Annotated in this window: 20 protein-coding genes, 1 other RNA gene and 2 pseudogenes; 14 read left to right on the forward strand and 9 right to left on the reverse strand. The window is 36.7% G+C overall.

Annotated elements, in window-relative coordinates; translation table 11 throughout:
• Nucleotides 1–3: 3 nt before the first annotated feature.
• Nucleotides 4–213, reverse strand: coding sequence for a YppF family protein (gene yppF / locus QE429_RS10850; protein ID WP_307287016.1), 210 nt, complete (start codon nucleotides 211–213; stop codon nucleotides 4–6).
• Nucleotides 214–400: 187 nt separating this feature from the next.
• Here yppF and QE429_RS10855 point away from each other — a divergent pair, with 187 nt between their 5' ends.
• Complete coding sequence (locus tag QE429_RS10855; RefSeq protein ID WP_307287017.1) at nucleotides 401–961, forward strand: YppG family protein; 561 nt, start codon at nucleotides 401–403, stop codon at nucleotides 959–961.
• Between the two features lie 223 nt (nucleotides 962–1,184).
• Here QE429_RS10855 and QE429_RS10860 read toward each other — a convergent pair whose 3' ends face one another.
• Nucleotides 1,185–1,667, reverse strand: coding sequence for an Hsp20/alpha crystallin family protein (locus tag QE429_RS10860; protein WP_307287018.1), 483 nt, complete (start codon nucleotides 1,665–1,667; stop codon nucleotides 1,185–1,187).
• A gap of 184 nt (nucleotides 1,668–1,851) precedes the next feature.
• On the opposite strand from QE429_RS10860, the gene hcp reads away from it, so the two are divergent.
• Nucleotides 1,852–3,156, forward strand: coding sequence for a hydroxylamine reductase (hcp, locus tag QE429_RS10865; protein ID WP_307287019.1), 1,305 nt, complete (start codon nucleotides 1,852–1,854; stop codon nucleotides 3,154–3,156).
• A gap of 34 nt (nucleotides 3,157–3,190) precedes the next feature.
• Here hcp and QE429_RS10870 read toward each other — a convergent pair whose 3' ends face one another.
• Entirely contained in the window at nucleotides 3,191–3,889 is a 699-nt protein-coding gene (locus QE429_RS10870; RefSeq protein ID WP_307287020.1) for a Crp/Fnr family transcriptional regulator, read from the reverse strand.
• A gap of 126 nt (nucleotides 3,890–4,015) precedes the next feature.
• Between QE429_RS10870 and QE429_RS10875 the strand changes: the two genes are divergently transcribed.
• The 8 genes from QE429_RS10875 to QE429_RS10915 all read left to right on the forward strand — a co-directional run bounded on the left by QE429_RS10875 (nucleotide 4,016) and on the right by QE429_RS10915 (nucleotide 13,251).
• Complete coding sequence (locus QE429_RS10875; protein ID WP_307287021.1) at nucleotides 4,016–6,319, forward strand: DEAD/DEAH box helicase; 2,304 nt, start codon at nucleotides 4,016–4,018, stop codon at nucleotides 6,317–6,319.
• A complete protein-coding gene (locus tag QE429_RS10880; protein ID WP_307287022.1) occupies nucleotides 6,310–7,581 on the forward strand; it encodes a ribonuclease H-like domain-containing protein in 1,272 nt (423 codons plus the stop codon). The genes QE429_RS10875 and QE429_RS10880 overlap by 10 nt, the downstream gene beginning before the upstream one ends.
• Nucleotides 7,582–8,006: 425 nt before the next feature.
• Nucleotides 8,007–8,393 (forward strand): CotD family spore coat protein, encoded by a 387-nt coding sequence (locus QE429_RS10890; RefSeq protein WP_307287023.1) that lies wholly within the window; start codon nucleotides 8,007–8,009, stop codon nucleotides 8,391–8,393.
• A 129-nt stretch (nucleotides 8,394–8,522) separates the two neighbouring features.
• A complete protein-coding gene (locus QE429_RS10895; RefSeq protein WP_307290769.1) occupies nucleotides 8,523–9,092 on the forward strand; it encodes an SLOG family protein in 570 nt (189 codons plus the stop codon).
• Between the two features lie 41 nt (nucleotides 9,093–9,133).
• Nucleotides 9,134–9,436 carry a cell division regulator GpsB gene (gene gpsB, locus QE429_RS10900; RefSeq protein ID WP_307287024.1) on the forward strand — a complete coding sequence of 101 codons (303 nt, stop codon included), beginning with the start codon at nucleotides 9,134–9,136 and terminating at the stop codon, nucleotides 9,434–9,436.
• 81 nt (nucleotides 9,437–9,517) lie between these two features.
• Nucleotides 9,518–9,915: RNase P RNA component class B (rnpB, locus tag QE429_RS10905), an RNA gene on the forward strand.
• Nucleotides 9,916–10,090: 175 nt separating this feature from the next.
• A complete protein-coding gene (locus QE429_RS10910) occupies nucleotides 10,091–11,233 on the forward strand; it encodes a THUMP domain-containing class I SAM-dependent RNA methyltransferase (RefSeq protein WP_307287025.1) in 1,143 nt (380 codons plus the stop codon).
• An 89-nt stretch (nucleotides 11,234–11,322) separates the two neighbouring features.
• Complete coding sequence (locus tag QE429_RS10915) at nucleotides 11,323–13,251, forward strand: ATP-dependent DNA helicase (RefSeq protein ID WP_307287026.1); 1,929 nt, start codon at nucleotides 11,323–11,325, stop codon at nucleotides 13,249–13,251.
• Between the two features lie 41 nt (nucleotides 13,252–13,292).
• On the opposite strand, the gene QE429_RS10920 is transcribed toward QE429_RS10915, so the two are convergent.
• From QE429_RS10920 to QE429_RS10940, 5 genes and pseudogenes are all read right to left on the reverse strand, one after another.
• Entirely contained in the window at nucleotides 13,293–13,592 is a 300-nt protein-coding gene (locus QE429_RS10920) for a metal-sulfur cluster assembly factor (RefSeq protein WP_307287027.1), read from the reverse strand.
• A 13-nt stretch (nucleotides 13,593–13,605) separates the two neighbouring features.
• Nucleotides 13,606–14,850 (reverse strand): hypothetical protein, encoded by a 1,245-nt coding sequence (locus QE429_RS10925; RefSeq protein WP_307287028.1) that lies wholly within the window; start codon nucleotides 14,848–14,850, stop codon nucleotides 13,606–13,608.
• A 14-nt stretch (nucleotides 14,851–14,864) separates the two neighbouring features.
• Entirely contained in the window at nucleotides 14,865–15,071 is a 207-nt protein-coding gene (locus tag QE429_RS10930) for a DUF2249 domain-containing protein (protein ID WP_307287029.1), read from the reverse strand.
• Nucleotides 15,072–15,111: 40 nt separating this feature from the next.
• Nucleotides 15,112–15,345 (reverse strand): DUF2249 domain-containing protein, encoded by a 234-nt coding sequence (locus QE429_RS10935; RefSeq protein WP_307287030.1) that lies wholly within the window; start codon nucleotides 15,343–15,345, stop codon nucleotides 15,112–15,114.
• A gap of 38 nt (nucleotides 15,346–15,383) precedes the next feature.
• Nucleotides 15,384–16,077, reverse strand: a pseudogene (locus QE429_RS10940) (Crp/Fnr family transcriptional regulator).
• 214 nt (nucleotides 16,078–16,291) lie between these two features.
• Here QE429_RS10940 and QE429_RS10945 point away from each other — a divergent pair.
• Nucleotides 16,292–18,656: pseudogene (locus QE429_RS10945) on the forward strand (nitric-oxide reductase large subunit).
• 18 nt (nucleotides 18,657–18,674) lie between these two features.
• On the opposite strand, the gene QE429_RS10950 reads toward QE429_RS10945, so the two are convergent.
• A complete protein-coding gene (locus QE429_RS10950) occupies nucleotides 18,675–18,827 on the reverse strand; it encodes a hypothetical protein (protein WP_307287031.1) in 153 nt (50 codons plus the stop codon).
• A 128-nt stretch (nucleotides 18,828–18,955) separates the two neighbouring features.
• Between QE429_RS10950 and QE429_RS10955 the strand changes: the two genes are divergently transcribed.
• The 3 genes from QE429_RS10955 to QE429_RS10965 all read left to right on the forward strand — a co-directional run bounded on the left by QE429_RS10955 (nucleotide 18,956) and on the right by QE429_RS10965 (nucleotide 21,817).
• A complete protein-coding gene (locus QE429_RS10955) occupies nucleotides 18,956–19,192 on the forward strand; it encodes a DUF2249 domain-containing protein (RefSeq protein WP_373463188.1) in 237 nt (78 codons plus the stop codon).
• A gap of 241 nt (nucleotides 19,193–19,433) precedes the next feature.
• Nucleotides 19,434–20,906, forward strand: a complete 1,473-nt coding sequence (locus QE429_RS10960) for a carboxypeptidase M32 (RefSeq protein ID WP_307290771.1) — start codon at nucleotides 19,434–19,436, stop codon at nucleotides 20,904–20,906.
• Nucleotides 20,903–21,817: a DMT family transporter gene (locus tag QE429_RS10965; RefSeq protein WP_307287032.1), complete on the forward strand. Its 915-nt coding sequence runs from the start codon at nucleotides 20,903–20,905 to the stop codon at nucleotides 21,815–21,817. Before QE429_RS10960 ends, QE429_RS10965 begins: the two co-directional genes overlap by 4 nt.
• Nucleotides 21,818–21,959: the final 142 nt, after the last annotated feature.

The following is a 21,959-nucleotide window of genomic DNA, read 5'->3' on the forward strand; positions in this document are numbered from 1 at the left end:
GTATTATGAATTTTCGATGAGGGAGTTTTCGCTTTCAGTCTCAGGTATTTCCGCACCTTGATTTTCAAGTTCACGGACAAGAAGGCGATATTCTTTAATGGTAATTTCGTTATGAATATACGCTTTCTTAGCAAAATCCATTAATGCATTAACGTCATCTGTTTGATAGTCCCGACTTTGATTAAATCTGCTTTTTAATTCATGAATGTCCATGTTAGCTCCTCCTTCATCCTTTTTCTTATCGTAACACGAAAAGAAAGGATTCCTAGTTTTTAAAATATTTAAACTTTAGACAAAATTCCTCTTAATTAGACAATGTCCCTTCCAATAAAATAATCACCTTTCCATCATATCTTCATAAACTGTGTAATAGAGAAAGTCACAGAGGAGATGTTTGCCCATGATTGGTGGAAATAGACCAAATCAATTCTTTAATTATGGATACTCGGGGCAAATGATGCACCAAGGTCCGTTAAGTACTCAATTGTATCAACCAACTATGCATCGAAATCAGCCATATCCTTACCAAACCCAAACCCAACTTCAAAATTATGAATGGAATCCTTATCAACAACAAAATTCATACTATTCACAAGCTTATCAGCCATATAATCAAAACTATCAACCAGGCTATGTGCCACAAAATGCGCCATACCAGAATCAACCAAATTCCCAAAAGGATTCGCAATTTCTTTTCCAAAATCCGTTGCAGCCAAAGGAGGAACCGAATCTTCCCCAATCTTACATGCCGATGACAGGTTATCCGATGATGAATCCTTATCCAAAATCAAATATGATTCCTAAACAACCTGGAGGAGTGCAATCATTATTAAATTCGTTTAAGTCACAAGATGGATCAGTAGATTTTACGAAGATGGTTAACACGGCAGGACAAATGATGAATGCGGTAAATCAAGTATCATCGCTTGTAAAAGGATTTGGTGGTATATTTAAAGTATAGGCTGTGTTAAATAACAGTGTTGATTGGAGCGGAAGGCACGAAGACTCCTGTGGGAGTATGGTTCAGGAGAGACCCCGCAGGCGCTTTTCTCCGTGGAGGCTCGCCGAAACACCCACGGAAAGCGAAGTGCCTGGAGCGGAAATCAATAGAAGATTTTAACAGAGCCAAAGTATAAGGGAAGAGGCTGACTCAAGTGAGTCAGCCTCATTTTGTTTTTATGTTATTAATCTTCGATGTCAATTAATTTCCCTTTTTCCTGAGGAATTCTAATTTGAAGTAAGCCGTCCCTATAGGAGGCTTTTACCATTTTTTCGTTGATTGTATGGGGGAGTGTTATGGTCCGTGACGATTGATGTCGAGTAAATCTTTGGCGGAATGTTTTATTTATATCGTCTTCCTCTGTTTCTAGCTCTTTATTCTCAACTGAAATGGTTACATAATTCCCCGAAATATTCAAATGGATTTGCTCCTTTTTTACCCCAGGAAGTTCAGCTGTAATAAGATAATCATTTCCTGTTTCAACTGTTTCTACATGAAAACCAGATCCAACTGGAAAAGGAGTTTTAAAGAAATCATCGATCGATTGTAAAAATCCCCTTACTGGTTTTTCAGTGAAGAAATCATTCATTGATTTAAATAATTCACGAAATGGCTCTGGCAATGGTTTCTTCCCGTTATTATGATCCTCCGGCGGCATAGATGTCATGATGGTTCCTCCTCTTTCCAATAATTCACTTCCTATAATATGCAGTTAAAACTAGGGAGGTGCCGCCATAATATTGTTATAAAAATTTGAACGATTTTTTACAACCTGAATTTCTGTGATATATATCACATTAATAATGTGTGATTGTTTGTATGCTATGCAGTAGTTTAAGGAAAGTGAGGAAATGTTTATGTTCTGTTATCAATGTGAGCAAACCCCAACAGGTGGGTGTAAGGTTATTGGAGTATGTGGGAAAGATGAAACGATTTCAAGTTTACAAGATACAATTATTTTTGGATTGAAGGGAATTGCGGCCTATCGCACACATGCTAATCAACTGGGATATACAGATTCCTTTGTAGATGCAACAACACACGAAGCATTATATCTTACATTAACCAATTCTAACTTTAATGTGCAGGAACATATCGATATGGCTATGAAAGTAGGTCAGGCAGCTGTTCGAGTAATGGGGATGCTTGATGAAGCACATACAAAACGTTTAGGTATACCTGAACCAATCCGAGTCAGCCAAAATAAAATAGAAGGCAAGTGCATTGTTGTTACTGGACATAATCTTTTTGCATTAGAAGAATTGCTTAAACAAACGGAAGGAAAGGGTATAAATATTTATACTCACTCTGAAATGCTGCCTGCACATGGTTATCCGGCATTAAAGAAATTTGCTCATTTAAAAGGAAATATCGGTAAAGCTTGGTATGATCAGCGTCGTCTGTTTGAAACCTTTCCAGGCGCAATTTTAGCAACAACTAACTGTGTAATGCCCATTAAAGGGTCCTATGCGGATAGAATGTTTACATACGAAGTGGCAGGTCTAGAAAACGTAGAAAAAATTGTGAACGATGATTTTTCTCCATTAATTGAAAGAGCATTAGAGCTACCTGAAGCAGCCATTGAATCTAGTGAAACACTATTAACTGGCTTTCATCATGAAACGGTTCTTGGCTTAGCACCTGAAGTAATAGAAGCAGTAAAAGCTGGTAAAATTAAGCGTTTCTTTGTCATTGCTGGCTGTGATGCACCAGGGCATGGTGGGGAGTATTATCGAGAACTTGCAACTTCATTGCCACCTGAAACAGTTATTTTAACCACTTCTTGTGGAAAATTCCGCTTTAATGACGTAGACTATGGCGTTGTTCCTGGGACAAATATTCCACGATACATCGATCTCGGACAATGTAACAATTCTGGCTCTACTGTAAAGATTGCGATAGCATTGGCTGATGCCTTTGAATGTGATGTTAATAAACTTCCAGTAAGCATTGTCTTATCATGGTTTGAGCAAAAAGCAGTTGCCATTTTGTTAGGGCTCTTTAGTTTAGGTATCAAAGATATACGAATTGGACCTAAACCGCCTGAATTTATTTCTGAAGGAGTTTTACAAGTTCTCCAAGAAACATTTAATTTAAAATTGATTAATACAGCAAAAGAAGATATGGAAGAAATGCTTCAGCTATCAGTGAAATAACAAAAAACCCGTCAGAAATGGCGGGTTTCTACAATTAAATTAAGTGTATTTCTTCCATAAGAATTTCTATATCAACGATCATATTACCTTCGTCATCTACTTCGATTAATTCATCCTTTTTCATTTTTGTAAGGGTGCGGCTAATTGTTTCGCGTGTGGTACCAATCATATTAGCCAAATCTTTGTTGGTGAATTCTGATTTTAAAAGAATTGTTCCATCGCCTTGGTCTTGACCATGCTTTTGTGCAAGTCTAATGATTAACTTGATGATCTGTTCATATGTGTTATTAAGGATTTGTTCTTCTAACCGATTCTGTAAATCTACAATTTTTTCACCCAGCACTTTAAATACTTTAATACACAACTCAGGATTTTCGATTAGTACTGCTTCGAATTTTGAAATAGGGACAGCAACCAGCGTAGACGGCTCAAGAACTTCCGCATAGGCAGGATAATCTCCTTTTCTGAAAAAGCCTACATGCGGAAACATCTCACCTTTTTTGGCTATTGCAACAATTTGTTCTTTCCCGTTAATATCACTTTTGTAAATTTTAATTCTACCATCATAAATAAAATAGACATTTTCAAGTGGGTCCCCTTGTAGGAAAACATGACTCTGTTTTTTCCAATCTCGGGCAATGGCGATATCAGTTATCTTGGTTAATTCCATATCATTTAATTCTTTAAAGAGGGAGAACTCAGAAAGAACCTTCTTAATAGCTTCTATTTTCATACAATCACCTACATGTTTTTTCAGATACCTTCTATTGTAACAAAAATTCCATCAATAGTTTATTTTTATGATATACTTTTTTTACGAACGTTCATTCGCTGAAATAGAAATAACGAGGTGAATAGCATGTATAGTAAGAAAAACCTTCAAGAAATGTTAGTAGAATTGAAGCTAAAGGAAGATTTTAAAGAAAATATTGTTACATGGCATACTATTCCGGAAAAGCAAGCACAGTCTGTTCCACTTCCAGATGAATTGCATCCGGTGTTAATACAATCACTTAAAACGAAAGGGATCGAGCAGCTTTATACTCATCAAAAATCAGCTTATGAAAAAACAATGACAGGGAGCAGTATTGTCGCCGTTACTCCAACAGCATCTGGTAAAACTCTATGCTATAACCTGCCTGTCTTGCAAACGATCCTACAAAACTCCAATTCAAGAGCATTATATATTTTTCCTACTAAAGCACTCGCGCAGGACCAAAAAAGTGAAATTAATGAAATTATTCAAGCAGCCGGTGTAAATATAAATAGTTATACGTATGATGGCGATACACCTGCTAATATTCGTCAAAGGGTGAGACAGGCTGGACATGTAGTAATTACAAATCCTGATATGCTTCATTCTGCCATACTTCCACATCATACAAAATGGGTTTCACTTTTTGAAAACTTGAAATATATCGTCATTGATGAACTCCACACGTATCGGGGGGTGTTTGGAAGCCATGTGGCCAATGTAATTAGAAGGTTGAAGAGAATTTGCCGATACTATGGAAGTAGTCCGGTGTTTATTTGTACCTCTGCAACCATTGCAAACCCTTTAGAACTTGCGGAAAAATTGACAGAAGAAAAAATGTATCTAATTGACAATAATGGTGCTCCAAGTGGAAGAAAGCATTTTGTCTTTTATAATCCACCAATTGTCAATAAGCCCTTAAATATTCGACGAAGCGCAACTCTTGAGGTTAGGAAAATAGCAGGGGAACTATTAAAAAATAAAATACAAACGATTGTTTTTGCAAGAAGTAGAGTAAGAGTTGAAATTATCCTAACCTATCTGCAGGAGCTTGTGAAAAATCAGTTGGGAGACAAGTCCATTATGGGCTATCGAGGAGGCTATCTCCCAACAGAAAGAAGAAAAATAGAGAAGGGTCTACGTTCTGGGGATATATACGGTGTTGTTAGCACAAATGCTCTTGAATTAGGGGTCGATATTGGACAGCTCCAAGTTTGCATAATGACCGGATATCCAGGGACAATCTCGAGTGCATGGCAGCAGGCGGGAAGAGCCGGGAGGCGTCATGGAGAGGCGCTTGTTATTATGGTGGCAAGTTCTAGTCCTCTGGATCAGTATATCATTCAAAACCCAGAATATTTTTTAACAAAGAGCCCTGAAACAGCGAGAATAAATCCGGATAACCTAATCATTTTGATTGACCATATGAAATGTGCCGCCTATGAACTTCCATTTAAATCAGGAGAGCAATTTGGATCTGTGGGAACAGAAGAGCTATTGGAATATTTAACAGAGGAAAGAGTCTTATATCGGAATGGAGATAAGTGGTTCTGGATGAATGATTCTTTCCCAGCACATAACATCAGCTTGCGTTCAGCTTCACAAGAGAATGTCATTATAGTTGATCAATCGGATGTTGCGAATGTTAGAGTAATTGGTGAAATGGATCGGTTCTCTGCAATGACGCTTCTCCATGATGAGGCGATTTATTTACATCAAGGTACCCAATTTCAAGTGGAAAAATTGGACTGGGATGAAAAGAAGGCGTTTGTAAGGGAAGTAGACGTTGATTATTTTACAGATGCGAATTTAGCTGTCCAATTAAAAGTTTTAGAAGTAGACAAACTTCAGCCTCTAGAGGATGCGGAGATTGGTTTTGGTGATGTTAGTGTAAGAGCGATGGCCACAATCTTTAAAAAAATCAAATTTGAAACACACGAAAATATTGGATCAGGTCCTATCCATCTCCCAGAAGAGGAACTTCATACAAACGCTGCCTGGATTTCATTAAATAACTCAATTGCCGAAATGGGCCACGAACGGCTCGAACAAGGATTGATTGGAACTGCTCATGCGCTAAGGTCTATCGCACCATTATTTGTGATGGCTGATCCGCAAGACATTCATGTCATTCCACAAGTAAAGGCAGATCATAATGAAAAACCAACTATTTTTTTCTATGATCGTTATCCCGGTGGTATTGGTTTAAGTGAAAAGCTATATACAGGCATGACACATGTTTTCTTAGAAACAAAGAACATGATCAATCGCTGTCAATGTGAAGCTGGATGTCCCTCATGTATTGGAACGGATACGGTAAGTGAAACAGCTAAAAAGGATACATTAAACATTCTTGAAGCGTTTCTTCAAGTTTCCGTTACAGACAAGGATGTGGAATCATGTCTTTAAAGGCAAAATTGAATCGACTTAAACCCCACATTTCTTCAGTGGGAACAACGGAAGAGGATAAAGAGCATCAACTTGCTAAAGTTTCAACGAAAGAAATACCGCATCAGGATCGATGGAAGCAAGAAGGGGTATACCCCTATTTTATGGATCAGGATTATTGTCTAATTAGAGAAGTGAAATATCCACTTTCTCAGCGGCATGGACAATACCGTTTCAGAGATTTCCTTACCGCCGTTGAGGTTTGGAACAACCATTCAATAATGCATCCTTTGTCAGCAAAAGGACATCAGGCTGAAGAGTTATTCTTCTTTGACACGGAAACAACAGGACTTGGCGGCGGAGTGGGGAATGCCATCTTTTTACTTGGATATGCAAGTGTTGCTGGAGATGAGCTCATTTTGAGGCAGCATATACTTCCGCATCCAGGAGCTGAAGTACCTTTATATCAAAGCTTTCTAGAAAGAGTAAATTACAAAACATTAGTTACCTACAATGGTAAATCGTTTGATTGGCCCCAAGTAAAAACAAGGCATATGCTTGTTAGGGAGCATGTGCCAAAGCTGCCTAAGTTTGGTCATTTTGATTTATTCCATGCAGCAAGGAGGCTTTGGAAGCACAAGTTAGATAGATTGAAGTTGTCTATTGTAGAAAAAGAGGTGCTAGGTGTTGAAAGAATAGATGATATTCCGGGATTTTTAGCACCGATGATCTATTTTGATTTTATCGAAAGTAAACAACCTGAAGGTATGCTTGGTATTTTAAGACATAATGAAATTGATATCCTGTCACTAATTACTTTATACACGCATTTAACCTTTCAATTGTGTGGAATAGATCAAAGACAATCAAGGAAAGAGTCATTCGAGGTGGGACGTTGGTTTTCTAGTTTAGGCGAGAATTATGAGGCTGAGAAAGTACTGACAAAGCTTACAACAGAGCAAGATGCTACATCCCTTAAGGCAAAGTTTACGCTTGCGTTTCAAAAGAAAAAAGAAGGTGATTGGGAATATGCTCAGAATTTGTTCGAGGATGTTGTCGAATCTGGTGATGATATGATGATGATATCTGCAGCTGTTGAGCTAGCAAAAATTTTTGAACATAAAAAAAGAGACTATCGGTGTGCAATAAATTATTGCCTTAAAGCTATCGGAGTATTAACCCAGTCAAAAAGCAATGCTGTTGGGAAGGGGCAATTTTCATTGGAGGAACTTGAAAAAAGGTTAATAAGATTAGAGCGTAAAATTGCGAAATTTCCCAGGTAAGCGCAAAATTCGTCAAATAAACTGAATAAGTGGAGATTTTCGGCATTTCTCGAATTATTCCCACAAAATCTTAACAAATTTATTAAAAAAACCAGCATTTCTGTATTGTCTAATGTAGTTGAAAAGAGTAAAATGTGAAATTGGATTGAGAAAAAAACGACTATAAATCATACGGAGCTGGTAACATGTATAAAGCGATTTTATTCTTATTTTTTATTGTCGTTTGTTTGACTGCTGTTGTTTTTACAAGCTTGAAAGACAGCTTTTATTCAATGCTATAGATTGCTTGTCCACGAAATAAAATGAAAAGATTACTTCAAGGTCATTCTATTTTGTAAAAAATAGGTGTTTTCCTTAGTACAAGAGTAATCCCTTCAACATAGGCTGTTAATGTAAACAGAATATTTGAAGGGAGATATTAATATATGTATTTAGGAACTAATTTTGCGCCGCCAGTCATTCATCCGACACAACAAATTGTGAACCACACATTCTCAACAACGGTGGTGCCACATATTCATCCAGTACACACTACAACGGTAAATCACCATATGTACCAACATAAACACTTCTGCCCACAAACAGCATCATGTTGCGAAGAGGAATGTAATCAGCATATTAACTGCTGTAATCCTTGTGCACCAGTTATGCCAGCAGCAATGCCTGCACCGAATGCAGTGCCAAATATGATGCCTGGTATGGGTGCTCCAGGATTTGCGCCAGGAGGACCTGGATTTGCGCCAGGTGCCCCAGGCTTTGGACCAGGTGCCCCAGGCTTTGGACCAGGTCCATTTATGGGACCTCGCCCATAAGAAAAAAGTGGCAATTGCAAGGGCTTTTAGCCCTTGTTTTTTTATTTATTGTTACAATATTATATGCTTTCCTTATAAAAATGTTTGTCCTATTTTTTAAAAATTTTATTTTGAGGAGAACGTTCTTTGATTAAAGTCCTTGCAATTTCAGGATATAAACCATTTGAATTAGGAATTTTTAAGAAAGATCATCCATCTGTTCAATTTATTAAATTGGCTTTTAAGAAAGCACTATTGCCTTTGATAGAAGAAGGCTTGGAATGGGTATTAATTAGCGGACAATTGGGAGCAGAATTATGGGCTGCAGAAGTTCTTTTTGAGTTACAGTTCGAAAACCCAGAGCTGAAACTTGCAGTTATTACGCCATTCCTTGACCAGCAAGCATCATGGAATGAAAATAATAAGGAATGGTATGAGTCCGTTCTTGCCCAGGCAGACTTTATTGACTCTGTTACGAAAAAAGGTTATGAAAAACCATGGCAATTTAGGATAAAGAATCAATTCTTTATCGAAAAAAGTGATGGATTACTACTTTTCTTTGATCATGAGAAAGAAGGAAGCCCTAAATACTTATATGAAATGGCTATGGAATATCAAAATAAACATGATTATCCAGTAGAATTAATAACATTTTACGATCTGCAAATGATTGTGGAGGAAGAACAATTAAAAGAAATTGACAAAAGTACTTATTTTTGAAAAAATAATAGGTAATGATTGGCGATACTGAGGTGATTTAAATGCTATCTGATAAAGTTAAGTTAACAGCTAAGGATATTTTAGAAAAAGAATTTAAAACAGGTGTACGTGGTTATAAGCAAGAAGATGTTGATAAATTTTTAGATCTAATTATTAAAGATTATGAAACCTTTCATCAGGAAATTGAGGATTTACAGCAAGAAAATCTTAGACTGCGTAAACAATTAGATGAAAGCTCCAAGAGACAGCCGGTAGCCCAACCAGCTGGTACAACAAACTTCGATATCTTAAAGCGATTATCTAACTTAGAAAAACATGTTTTTGGAAATAAACTCTACGAATAAGAGTTTGTTTTGAGATTTCCTAATAATAACCATTGAATAACCAGCAGGAATTACATATAATAATAAATGTCTTCATTAATGACGTTCGGGTAATCGCTGCAGGTGTTTTATGCAACTGTAGAGGAAAGTCCATGCTCGCACGAGCTGAGATGCTCGTAGTGTTCGTGCCTAGTGAATTCATAAGCTAGGGCAACTGGATCTAGCATTCAGTTGACGGCCGGGAAAATACCTAAGTCCTTTGGGATATGGTATGAATACCTATAAAAGTGCCACAGTGACGTAGCCTTTCCAGAAATGGAAAGGGTGGAACGGGTAAACCCCACGAGCGAGAAACCCAAATTATGGTAGGGGCGCTTTCTCTGAGGAATTGAACGAGGAGAAGGACAGATTCATATTGAATCTGTAGATAGATGATTACCACCTAAGTACGAGACTAACAGTCGTTTGTAGTACACTGGTACAGAACATGGCTTACAGAACGTTATTAATGGGAAAGTATGCTGGATATAACGGCTCTCCTGAGATGGGGAGCTTTTTTATTATTTTATAAGGGGATTGCATTCCTTTTGTAGTTTTTGTCCATAATGATAGCGAATATTAGCTCAATCCTGTAAAGTAAACAGTACATATATGTAATTAGTTAAGGGTGAAAAAATGGGAAAATATCAAATAATTGCAACAGCGGCGATGGGACTTGAAGCACTAGTCGCAAAAGAGGTTAGATCACTAGGTTACGACTGTGTGGTTGAAAATGGAAAGGTAATTTATACCGGAGACGAATCTGCTATTGTAAGGAGTAATTTATGGCTTAGAACAGCGGACAGAATAAAGATTAAGGTCGGGGAATTTAAAGCATTTACCTTTGACGAATTATTTGAGAAGACAAAGGCACTCCCTTGGGAAAAATTTTTACCAGAAGATGCTGAATTCCCTGTTATTGGTAAATCTGTGAAATCCAAGTTATTTAGCGTTTCTGACTGCCAAGCTATTGTCAAAAAAGCAGTTGTTGAACGACTAAAGAATCATTATAAACGAAGCACTTGGTTTGAAGAGAATGGGGCTTTGTACCGTATAGAAGTCGCCTTGCTGAAAGATGTTGCTACCATAACAATAGATGCAAGCGGGCAAGGGCTTCATAAACGTGGATATCGAATTGATCAAGGGGAAGCACCATTAAAGGAAACCCTTGCGGCGGCTCTAGTTATGCTTACAAATTGGAAGGCTGACAAACCATTCATAGACCCATTTTGCGGTTCAGGAACGATACCAATCGAAGCTGCAATGATTGGTCAAAATATTGCACCAGGTTTCAATAGAGAATTTGCTTCTGAAGGCTGGAATTGGATTCCCCAAACGGTATGGGATGAGGCGCGAATTGAAGCTGAGGACTTGGCGAACTACGATCAACCTCTGGATATTTTAGGTACAGATATTGACCATCGCATGGTTAAAATCGCACAAGAAAACTCCTTTGAGGCGGGTTTTGGGGACCTGATTTCCTTTAAGCAAATGCAGGTAAAAGATATTTCAACATCGAAGGAATACGGTGTAATAGTTGGAAATCCTCCTTATGGTGAAAGACTAGGAGAGAAGACGGCTGTTGAACATATGTATAAGGAAATGGGCCAAGCATTCAGTAAGTTAGATACGTGGTCGATTTACATTATGACTTCTAATGAAGAGTTTGAACAATTTTACGGAAAACCAGCCACAAAGAAAAGAAAACTATTTAATGGTTTTATTAGAACAGATTTATATCAGTACTGGGGAAAACGTCCACCAAGACAAGAAAACTAGAGAAAATTGGATAGTACAAACAAAATAATTTTGATTTTTAAGACGAGAGTCTCTATATTGAGGCGCTCTTCTTTTTTTGGAGGGTTATTATGCAAAATCGGATGCCGTTTGAGATATCCAAGACTGAATCCTTTTATGACAAATTAAGTGAATGGATTGGCGATTTGTTCTACGATATCCTGCCCGAAGCAGGTTTTGAGCTAAGGGATGAACAAATTTTTATGGCTTTCCAGCTTGAAAAAGCATTTAAAGACAAAAAAGTCATGTTTGCTGAAGCTGGCGTTGGAACAGGAAAAACGATCGTTTATTTACTTTACTCCATCATGTATGCCCGTTACACAAATAGACCTGCAATCATTGCTTGCGCAGATGAAACGTTAATTGAGCAGCTCGTAAAAAAAGAAGGCGACATTGCCAAACTAGAAAAAGTTCTTGGATTAAACATCGATGTTCGGTTGGCAAAATCGAGGGATCAATACTTGTGTTTAAAGAAATTTGATCAGGTGAGGAATACTGACTTTTCAGATGATATATCTGAAATCTATAATAAATTACCTGATTTTGTTCACTCGGGAAGTTCGATGCAAGCGTTCGAGAAATATGGTGACAGAAGGGATTTTCCCAACCTGTCCGATGAAAAATGGAGCAATATAAATTGGGACTCCCTTCAGGATTGTTTTTCTTGTGAAAAACGCCATCGGTGTGGTCTCACATTACACCGTGATTATTATCGTCATTCTACAGATTTAATAATCTGTTCACATGATTTTTATATGGAACATGTTTGGACAAAAGAATCTCGAAAGCGGGAAGGGCAGCTACCACTATTACCTGAACATTCCTCTGTTGTTTTTGATGAGGGGCATTTACTTGAATATGCTGCACAAAAGGCATTGAGCTATCGTTTTACTGATTACACTTTAGAGACATTGTTAACAAGATTAATGGAAAATGAAGTACGTGAGAAGACATTGTATACAATCGATGAAGCTTTATTAGAGAATGAAGCATTTTTTAACACGATTGAACAATTTTCCTCTCAATCAACTGGCTCTGAGAAACATATGATCACAAAACATCCTTTAGTAATGAAATCTTGTAGAAAACTACTATCGACTCTTCAATCTCTAGAGGAAGAGCTTGTTTTTGAAAGTGAATTATATGTAATTAATGAATATGATTTAAGAATTGTCGAAGAGTATTTAGAACAAATTACGTATTCATTATCACTTTTTCTACAAGAGTTAAATGGAATTACCTGGTTTGAAGAAAACAGGGGAGAACGGACACTTGTGATCATGCCAAAAATGGTGGAAGAAGTGATGAGAGAAGAAGTGTTTTCTCAGAAGAAACCGTTTATTTTCTCATCAGCAACAATGGCTAATCAGAAGTCGTTCGACTATATTGCCAAAAGTATAGGCGTGGAGGAGTATCTATCTTTTTCTGTCTCTTCTCCATTCGATTATGATGATAAGATGGAAATACATCTTCCTAGGTTCTCAAAGGAGAACCTAGCTGAAAAAACAGAGTATCTGATTAAAATGATTAATAAGACAGAAGGCAGAGCACTGATCCTATTAAATAATAAAAATGAAATGTCCTTCTTAAAAAGTAGACTACTAAATGCGGTTCCATTTCCTGTTTATTTCGAAGGGGATGAAGAAATAAGTACCCTAGTATCCAAGTTCCAGAATGAAGAGCACTCTATTCTATGTTCTATTCATCTTTGGGAAGGATTGGATATTCCTGGTAGATCACTTGAAAACGTGTTTATTTTTTCACTGCCATACCCTCCTAATGATCCGGTTTTTACTGCAAAAAAAGAAGGGGTTGCAGATCCGTTCGAAGAAGTGGATTTACCTTATATGTTGCTTCGACTGCGTCAAGGGGTTGGCCGCTTAATCAGAAGCGAAATGGACGAGGGATTGGTTCACATTCTATTAGATGATGACATCGACTCTGAGGTTTTAAAGAAGGTTAAAGCGGCGTTACCAACCGACGAGGCTAAAGAACAATAAAAAACAACGGAAGCTGCCATGAGGCCGCTTCCGTTATTATTTTATCTACCTAATAGTTTCAATGCTTCTGGTGTCATTTTTTCTGGGGACCAGGCTGGTTCCCAAACTAGATTCACCTCTACATTTTTTGTTTCTTCAAGTCCTTGGACACAATAGCGAACGCCCGTTGTTATGCTATCGTGTAATGGGCATCCTGGCGTGGTTAGTGTCATAGTAATTGTCACATCAGATTGATCAGAAACGTCTATATTGTAAATTAACCCAAGGTCAACCACATTGATATTTAATTCAGGATCATAAACACTTTTTAATGCTTCTAGGATTTTTTCTTTTAGAATCATGATTTACACCTCACTATTTTTTTAAAACGTTTAAAATGCTACAAGCCATCAGGATGAATATCACTGATAAAAATAATTGGCCGATATTAAAAAGAATGGTGACTTTCAATACTAATGAAACAAAGACAGTTAGGGTCGATAGAATGAATAATAAAAAGAGCGGAACAACTACCTTTTCATTCATCATGTCTTTTAATGTTGGTACAGCACTTTTCCCAATTTCCTTACTATATTTATAAGTCCACCATAAAAAAGGAACTATTTTATAAAGATAACCTGAAATACTTAGGACAACCCATAAGAATATATAGAGATAAATGAGTGGCCCCGCTAAAGCAGTGATGTCTTTTGTCCATAATAGGATAAATGCTGCTAAATGAATGATATTTCCAAGCCCGATAGCAACGAGTCCGAAAGTAAACGGCTTATCAAGCCTCTTTTTCAACCTTTTTTTTATGATAATACTTATATGCCAACTAAAAACAGAAAATCCTGCAAGTAGTAAAAAGAAACCTAGCTTTAAAAGGATGCTATTATCCATGAAGAAAGAAAATAATACAGTGACAAGCCCCATAGTGTAAAGACCATAAACAAAACGAGCATGTACCATTGGAAATCCATGTGAAAGGGAGAACATGGGTACCATTTTGTAAGAAAACCCAAAGATTAATAATGTAAACCAACCTGTGACTCCCATTAATAAATGGCTTTTAAAAATAGATTGGTAATTTCCCGCACCAAACCCTGTTTTTAAGCTATAAATCATTGTGATGCCTAAAATGATCGTACTTAATAAACAGAATAGAGCAGTACCAACAAAAGCAGTTAATATATTGGGTTTTGCTTGTTTTTTAAGTGTCATTACCATTTGAACTAAGAACATGACAATTCCCAGTAAAGTAAGACAGCCAGGAATGATGGCCTTTTGTGGAGCCCAATATAACATATTAGAAAAGGATAATATACCAGTTGCTGTAATAAAAAACTGAATAAATCCGAACTTTTCATTCCAAATCTTCGTTAGAAAAGCTACAGGTACTAACTGATACATAGCTCCCATTGCGGCCATCAATGCCCATCCTAACACTAATAAATGAGCGGATGACCAAATGGATGGTATCCTAAAGATTCCAGAAGTAAACAATTGCCCATTTATTAAAAGCAGTATTTGAGAAAGCACTAATGCAATCAAACTAAAAATGATAAAAGAAAAAGGAAGCTTTATATTCGTTTCACTTCCCATTGTTTGAGGAAGCATATTTATTCACCTTCTTACCGGAATATTTCAATTTTGAAACTTCCATCTTGTTGTGGTTCTGTTCGTTGTTTGTATCCTAATTCTTCAAGTTGTTCATAAAGAAACATAGGTCTTCTATCATTAATAATAGTTAAAACCTCATTTTTACCTAATGTTTCTAAGGCAGCGAGTGTTCGCATCATTGGCTGAGGAGGTTCTAATCCCCGATTGTCTAATATCACTCAAAATCACCTTCCTGTTTTTACTCCATTAAGGTTATCGTTATATTGTTTTGATAAAGGTTACTTTCCAATGCTTTTTATCAATTTCTTCTTCTTTATGAGTAAAACCTTTTGCCTTTAATACACTGAAAAGAGGAACAGGTTTAAATGGGGCATGTAGAATAAAGACGTCATTTGTTTTACATTCCTTAACTGCCTCCATAATCTTTTGAAAAGGCTCAATTTTATTTTTTAAATCCTCACGTACATCAAGTTCAATAATTCTTTTTTCCATATATGACAACTCCTATTTATCTAGTTAAAACAATTGCATTAATAGAATAATTCCTGTTGAAGAGCCTCTCTGTCGATTAAGTAAAATCCATCTTCATCCTGGAGTACGTATTCTTTCTTTTTTCACTTGATTAATTGTTCTGCTAACAGTTTCTCTTGAAGTACCGATCATGTTGGCTAATTCACGATTTGTAAACTGAGTGGTAAGCCGATATCGGTCTCCCATTTTTTCCCCGTTAGATTTACATAGTCTGATAAGTAATAAGATGATTTGTTCATACGTATTATGGAGGACTTGTGCTTCTAATCTTCCTTGAAGGTCTACAATTTTCTCTCCTAACACTTTAAAAAGCTTAATGCAAAGTTCCGGATATGAGATTAAAATCTCTTCAAACTTGTCTATAGGTATGACCACTAAATGGGCATTTTCCATGACCTCTGCGTGTGCAGGGAAATTTCCTTTCCTAAAAAATCCTGCATGTGGAAACATTTCACCTGGTTCAAGAACAGAAATGATTTGTTCTTTACCTGATTGATCTGTTTTATAAATTTTTATTTTCCCGCTATGAATAAAGAAGACTCTATCAAGAGGATCCTCTTGCATGAAAACATACATTTTGTGTTTATAGAAACGGGTCTGAGCAATTTGAACAATTGGATCAAGTTCTGCTGTCGATAATTCTTTAAAGATCGGTACCGCTGAAAGTCTTTTGATAATATCCGCTTGCTTCATTTAACATCACCTTCATATTATTAATTCAACTTAGCTACATTGTAGCAATGATTTCTAACTGAATATGTGACCTCCATCATAGCCCGAGTCCTTTTTGAAAATAATTCTCGATTGCGTGATAAATATCACAGGGGTAGGATGAGGCGCTTCACTTTGTGTGGTTGCTATCAAAGTTACAATACGAGTGTAAAGAAACATGAGAGGATGAAAGGGCATGGAAATTCAGCGGGGAACACCCACAAAAAAAGTGGTCAAGGCAAACAGAAATGCTTTGTTAAAATCTACTTTAATCATTACCATTTTACTAAGCTTCACTGTCTTATTAGCTGGTGGCTATTGGATATTTAAGGAACAAGCTCCTCGACCATTAGAGGTGACTAATGAAAAAAGGAGAGGTATTATTCACAAAAGACTCCATCATGGGAGGTCAAGCAGTTTTCCAGAAGTATGGGTTAATGGATTATGGTACTGTTTTAGGGCATGGTTCTTACATGGGTCCAGATTATACAGCAGAAGCATTAAAAATCTATACAGAAGGTATGCAGGATTTTAAAGCGAATGAGGAATATGGAAATGACTATTCTAAACTAAATGCCGATGAAAAAGTAATCATTAAAAATAAAGTAATTAAGGAAATGCGGAAGAATAGATATGATAGCAGCAAAGATACAATGCAGCTTACAAATGCACAAGCTTTTGGCCTTGAGAAAGTAAGAGCATTTTATAAGGATATCTTTACAAAAGGGGACGGCTGGGGATTAAAGGCAAACTTGATTAAAGAAAAGGATATGCCTGCTAAGGATCGTGCCTATGTTGCAAATGGCGACCAGATTACACAGATTTCAGATTTCTTCTTCTGGACGGCTTGGCTGTCAAGTACAGTACGTGAAGGTGATAAAATCACCTATACCAATAACTGGCCATACTATGAAGACGCGGGAAATCAATTATCCTTCTCTGCGATTTGGTGGAGCGGTGCAAGTATTACCATTCTTATCTTAATGATTGGTGTAATTCTTTACTTCTTCTATCGTTATCAGTTCGGAATGCAAGAAGCATATAAGGAAGGCAAGTTTCCTCATATTGATTTACGGAAAATGCCAGTGACAAATTCACAAGTAAAATCAGGTAAGTATTTTACGATTGTATCTGTACTATTCTTCGTTCAGTGTATGTTTGGAGCATTGCTTGCTCACTATTATATTGAACCAGATAGTTTCTTTGGAATTAAGTGGATACATGACATCCTTCCATTTAATATTTCAAAGGGTTATCACTTACAGCTTGCTATTTTCTGGATCGCAACAGCATGGTTAGGAATGGGAATTTATGTAGCTCCATTAGTAGGTGGTTATGAGCCAAAGAAACAAGGCCTATTGGTAGACATATTATTCTGGGCATTAGTGGTCCTAGTGGGCGGAAGTATGGTTGGCGAATGGCTTGGAGCAAATGGATATTTAGGAAATCAATGGTTCTTATTCGGTCACACAGGCTGGGAATACATTGAACTAGGACGCGTATGGCAGCTTATCCTAATTGTAGGTATGTTAATTTGGTTGTTCATCGTATTTAGAGGAGTGAAAGCCGGTTTAAAACGTGAGTCAGATCGTGGAGGACTTATCCACCTATTATTCTACTCAGCAATAGCTGTACCAGCATTCTATATCTTTGCATTATTCATCAACCCTGGTACTAGTTTCACATTCGCTGATTATTGGCGCTGGTGGATCATCCATTTATGGGTAGAAGGTATTTTCGAAGTATTTGCAGTTGTAGTTATTGGTTTCTTAATGGTTCAATTAGGTTTAGTAACAAAAAAATCAACTGTAAGACAATTATATTTCCAATTAATCCTGCTTTTAGGCAGCGGGGTAATCGGTATTGGTCACCACTATTATTATAATGGTTCTGCAGAAGTATGGTTAGGGCTTGGTGCTGTGTTCTCAGCTTTAGAAGTCATTCCGTTAACATTGTTAATCCTAGAAGCATATGAACAATACAAGATGATGCGTGAGGGGGGAGTTAATTTCCCTTACAAAGGCACATTCTGGTTCTTAATCTCTGTAGCAATTTGGAACTTAGTGGGTGCTGGTGTACTTGGATTCTTAATCAACTTACCGGCAGTAAGCTATTTCGAACACGGACAATTCTTAACACCAACACACGGCCATGCTTCAATGATGGGCGTATACGGAATGTTTGCAGTCGCTGTTCTACTTTATTCATTAAGAAATATTGTAAAACCAGAGGCTTGGAATGATAAATGGATTAAAATTAGTTGTATTTTGTTAAATATCGGTCTTGCAGGAATGGTATTCCTATCATTACTACCAGTTGGTTTCATGCAAATTAAAGAAGCATTCTATCATGGTTATGCAGCAAGCCGTTCCGCTTCATTCCTTCAAAAGGATATGGTGCAAACATTGCTAACCTGGCGTGCAGTGCCTGACACCATTTTTCTAATTGGGGTATTAATACTAGTATTATTCTGTATAAAAGCACTCTTTAACTTACGTAAACCAACTCATAAGGAAGAAGAAAAGCTTCCTGTGAAAGACCTTGCTATCGATGAAGAGTAATGAAAAAATCCGTAAGGTTTAACCTTGCGGATTTTCATTTTTGGTCAGTATGGTTTCGAAACAGTCAAAGCAGTATATTTCATTCTCTTCTGTATGGACTCCATTAAAAAAGCCTTCCAAACAGTAGATGCTTTTACTGCAGCATTTACAAGTACCTACTAATTCTTTCAATTTCTTCTCCTCCTTTCTAGATAAAAAGTATTAAGAAAATCATTTCTCAGGTGTGATAAGTCGCACAAATAGTGAGAAGAAGATTTCTTATAATAAAGTAGAAAGTAAACAAAATAAAAGGAGTGATAATGTTGCAAACTTATGCAAAAGTAATCCATGTACCTGATTATCCACCACGTGAAAAACATCCAACCATTTTCAACGGGTTTGATGAATTAGAATCAGGCAAAACAATGATGATAGTGAATGACCATGATCCAAGGCCGCTTTTATATCAGTTCATGATGGAGCGACCTGAGAAATTCTCTTGGGAGTATCTCGAAGAAGGTCCTGAAACCTGGAAGGTTGCAATCAGTAAAAAGTAGTTTTTAATAAGTGATTTTTAAAATATCAGGCTACTAACTCTTGCTAAACATTTTACGTGAATATTGTTTTCCGGTTTTTCCCTATATAAATATATTTTACAACAGAAAATTCTTTCTGTTGTTTTTTTTATCCTTATTAATCTTAAAATCCCTACTTTTCAGAATTATATGGTAAAATTTAAGCGTTATGAAAGGGGGCATTGCCTTGAGTACAAAGGCTGTTCAATTAGAAAAAGAGTTTATGGAATATGTGAAAAAAATGACTGCTTACCATGAGGCGCTTGGTGTTTTGTATTGGGATTTAAGAACAGGGGCTCCTAAGCAGGGGGTAGAACAAAGATCAGAAGTAATAGGCATGCTATCTTCCGAAGTATTTAAAATGTCTACATCTGAGGAAATGGCTGCATACATAGCAAATTTATCTAAGATGGAACTGGATGAATCGACAGGAAAAGTACTCGAAGAATGTAAAAAGGAATATGAACGAAACAAGAAAATACCTGCAGAGGAGTACAAAAAGTTTGTAATCCTTCAATCAAAGGCTGAGAGTATTTGGGAGGAAGCAAAGGAGAAGGCTGATTTTTCTATGTTTAGTCCCTATTTAGAAAAGTTGGTAGAGACAACAAGAAGGTTCATTGGTTACTGGGGTTCTAGAGAAAAGAAATATGATGTCTTATTAGATATGTATGAACCAGGGATGACAACAACGGTACTAGATGATGTATTTGCAAAATTAAGAGAAAGAATCGTTCCTTTAGTCAAACAAATTACTGAAGCAACGAATAAGCCAAATACAGACTTTTTATTTAAGACCTTTAAAAAAGAAAATCAACGAGGATTCAGTTTAGATATACTGGAAAAAATGGGGTATAACTTTCAAGCTGGTAGATTGGATGAAACGGTTCATCCCTTTGCGATTGGGTTAAATCCTGGTGATGTACGTGTAACAACTAAATATGATGAAAATGATTTCAGGACGGCTGTTTTTGGAACCATCCATGAAGGGGGCCATGCCTTATACGAACAAAATTTTTCAAAAGAATTGATTGGTACACCTTTGTGTTCTGCTTCCTCTATGGGAATTCATGAATCCCAATCTCTTTTTTATGAAAATATTGTTGGCAGGAGCCTTCCATTTTGGAAAAATAATTTTGAACACCTAAAGAAATATGCAAATGGTCAATTTGATGGTGTAGATATTGAAAGCTTTTACCGGGCAATTAATGAATCAAAACCATCTTTTATTAGAATAGAAGCCGATGAATTAACCTATCCGCTTCATATAATGATTCGCTACGAAATTGAAAAAGGCTTATTTGATGGTTCCATGCAGGTAAAGGATCTTCCTATGATTTGGAATGAAATGTATGAACAATATCTGGGAATCAAACCGACCAATGATGCAGAAGGTATCCTACAGGATGTTCACTGGGCGGGAGGAAGCTTTGGTTATTTTCCATCTTACGCACTAGGTTATATGTATGCGGCACAATTCAAGCATCAGATGCTGAAGGAGTTGCCTCATTTCGATCAATTATTAGAAGAAGGAAATTTACTTCCGATTAAAGAGTGGTTGACAAATCATATTCATCAATACGGGAAATTAAAGAAACCGCTAGAAATCTTAAAAGATGTGACAGGTGAGGGCTTAAATGCAGATTACTTAATTGAGTATCTAGTAGATAAGTATCAAAAGGTATATCTAATACAGTGAAAAAGATTATTCCCATTCTTTTAATTTCTAGCAGTGCAGCGTTGTGGGGGATTATTGCCATATTCGTAAGGAAGTTAAGTGATTTAGGTTTCTCTCCAATGGAAATTGTAACAGTAAGGGTGGTTACTGCTGCCGTATTGCTTGGGATCCTTGGAATGAGTAAATACTCTTCTCAAATGAAAATAAAACCGCTTGATATTAGACTGTTTATTGGAACAGGTATATGTAGTATTGTGCTATTTAATTGGTGTTATTTTTCCGCAATCAATCAAATGAGTTTATCAATTGCCGTTATTTTATTATATACGGCACCTGTTTTTGTCACTGCGTTATCCTTTTTCCTTTTAAAGGAAAAAATGGATAAGGTGAAATTATTATCAGTCCTAGGTACGATTCTAGGGTGTGTATTGGTTGTGGGGGTAAATTTTAATGCTGCTACAAGTATTAGTTTTCTTGGCATTCTAACGGGACTTGGTGCTGGTTTTGGCTATGCCTTATATACCATTTTTGGAAAGTTTGCATTAAAAAAATACCAACCATTTACGGTCACCTTTTATACATTTGTAATCGCCTCTTTAACCTTACTGCCTTTAACAGGTTTATGGAAAAAGGGTCACTTGCTTTTAAATAGCGAGGTACTAATATACGGAGTAGGGTTGGGACTTTTTCCAACAGTTATGGCTTATTTATTTTATACGAAAGGTCTTGAAAAAATAGATAGCAGCAAAGCTGCTATAATTGCAACAGTTGAACCTGTAGTAGCAACTATATTAAGTGTTTTTCTATATCGAGAAGAATTTGGAGTTACACAAGGAATTGGTACACTCTTTATTCTATTGTCTGTCTTGCTAATCAGTCGACCAAAAAACAGTTTTAATGAGAAATATCCAGAAAAGGCTTCAATCAATTGATTGAAGCCTTTACTTTAAGAAAATAGTATATATAAAATTCAACTTCGAGAATTGTCCAGCTCCAGCGCCTAGCCAGTTTTCATCCTGAATATTCTACCTTGAGTATCTTGTAACAATCATGGCTTGTTAAAGCGATGATTGT

It is taken from the genome of Bacillus sp. SORGH_AS_0510, from assembly GCF_030818775.1.
Lineage (GTDB): Bacteria > Bacillota > Bacilli > Bacillales > Cytobacillaceae > Neobacillus.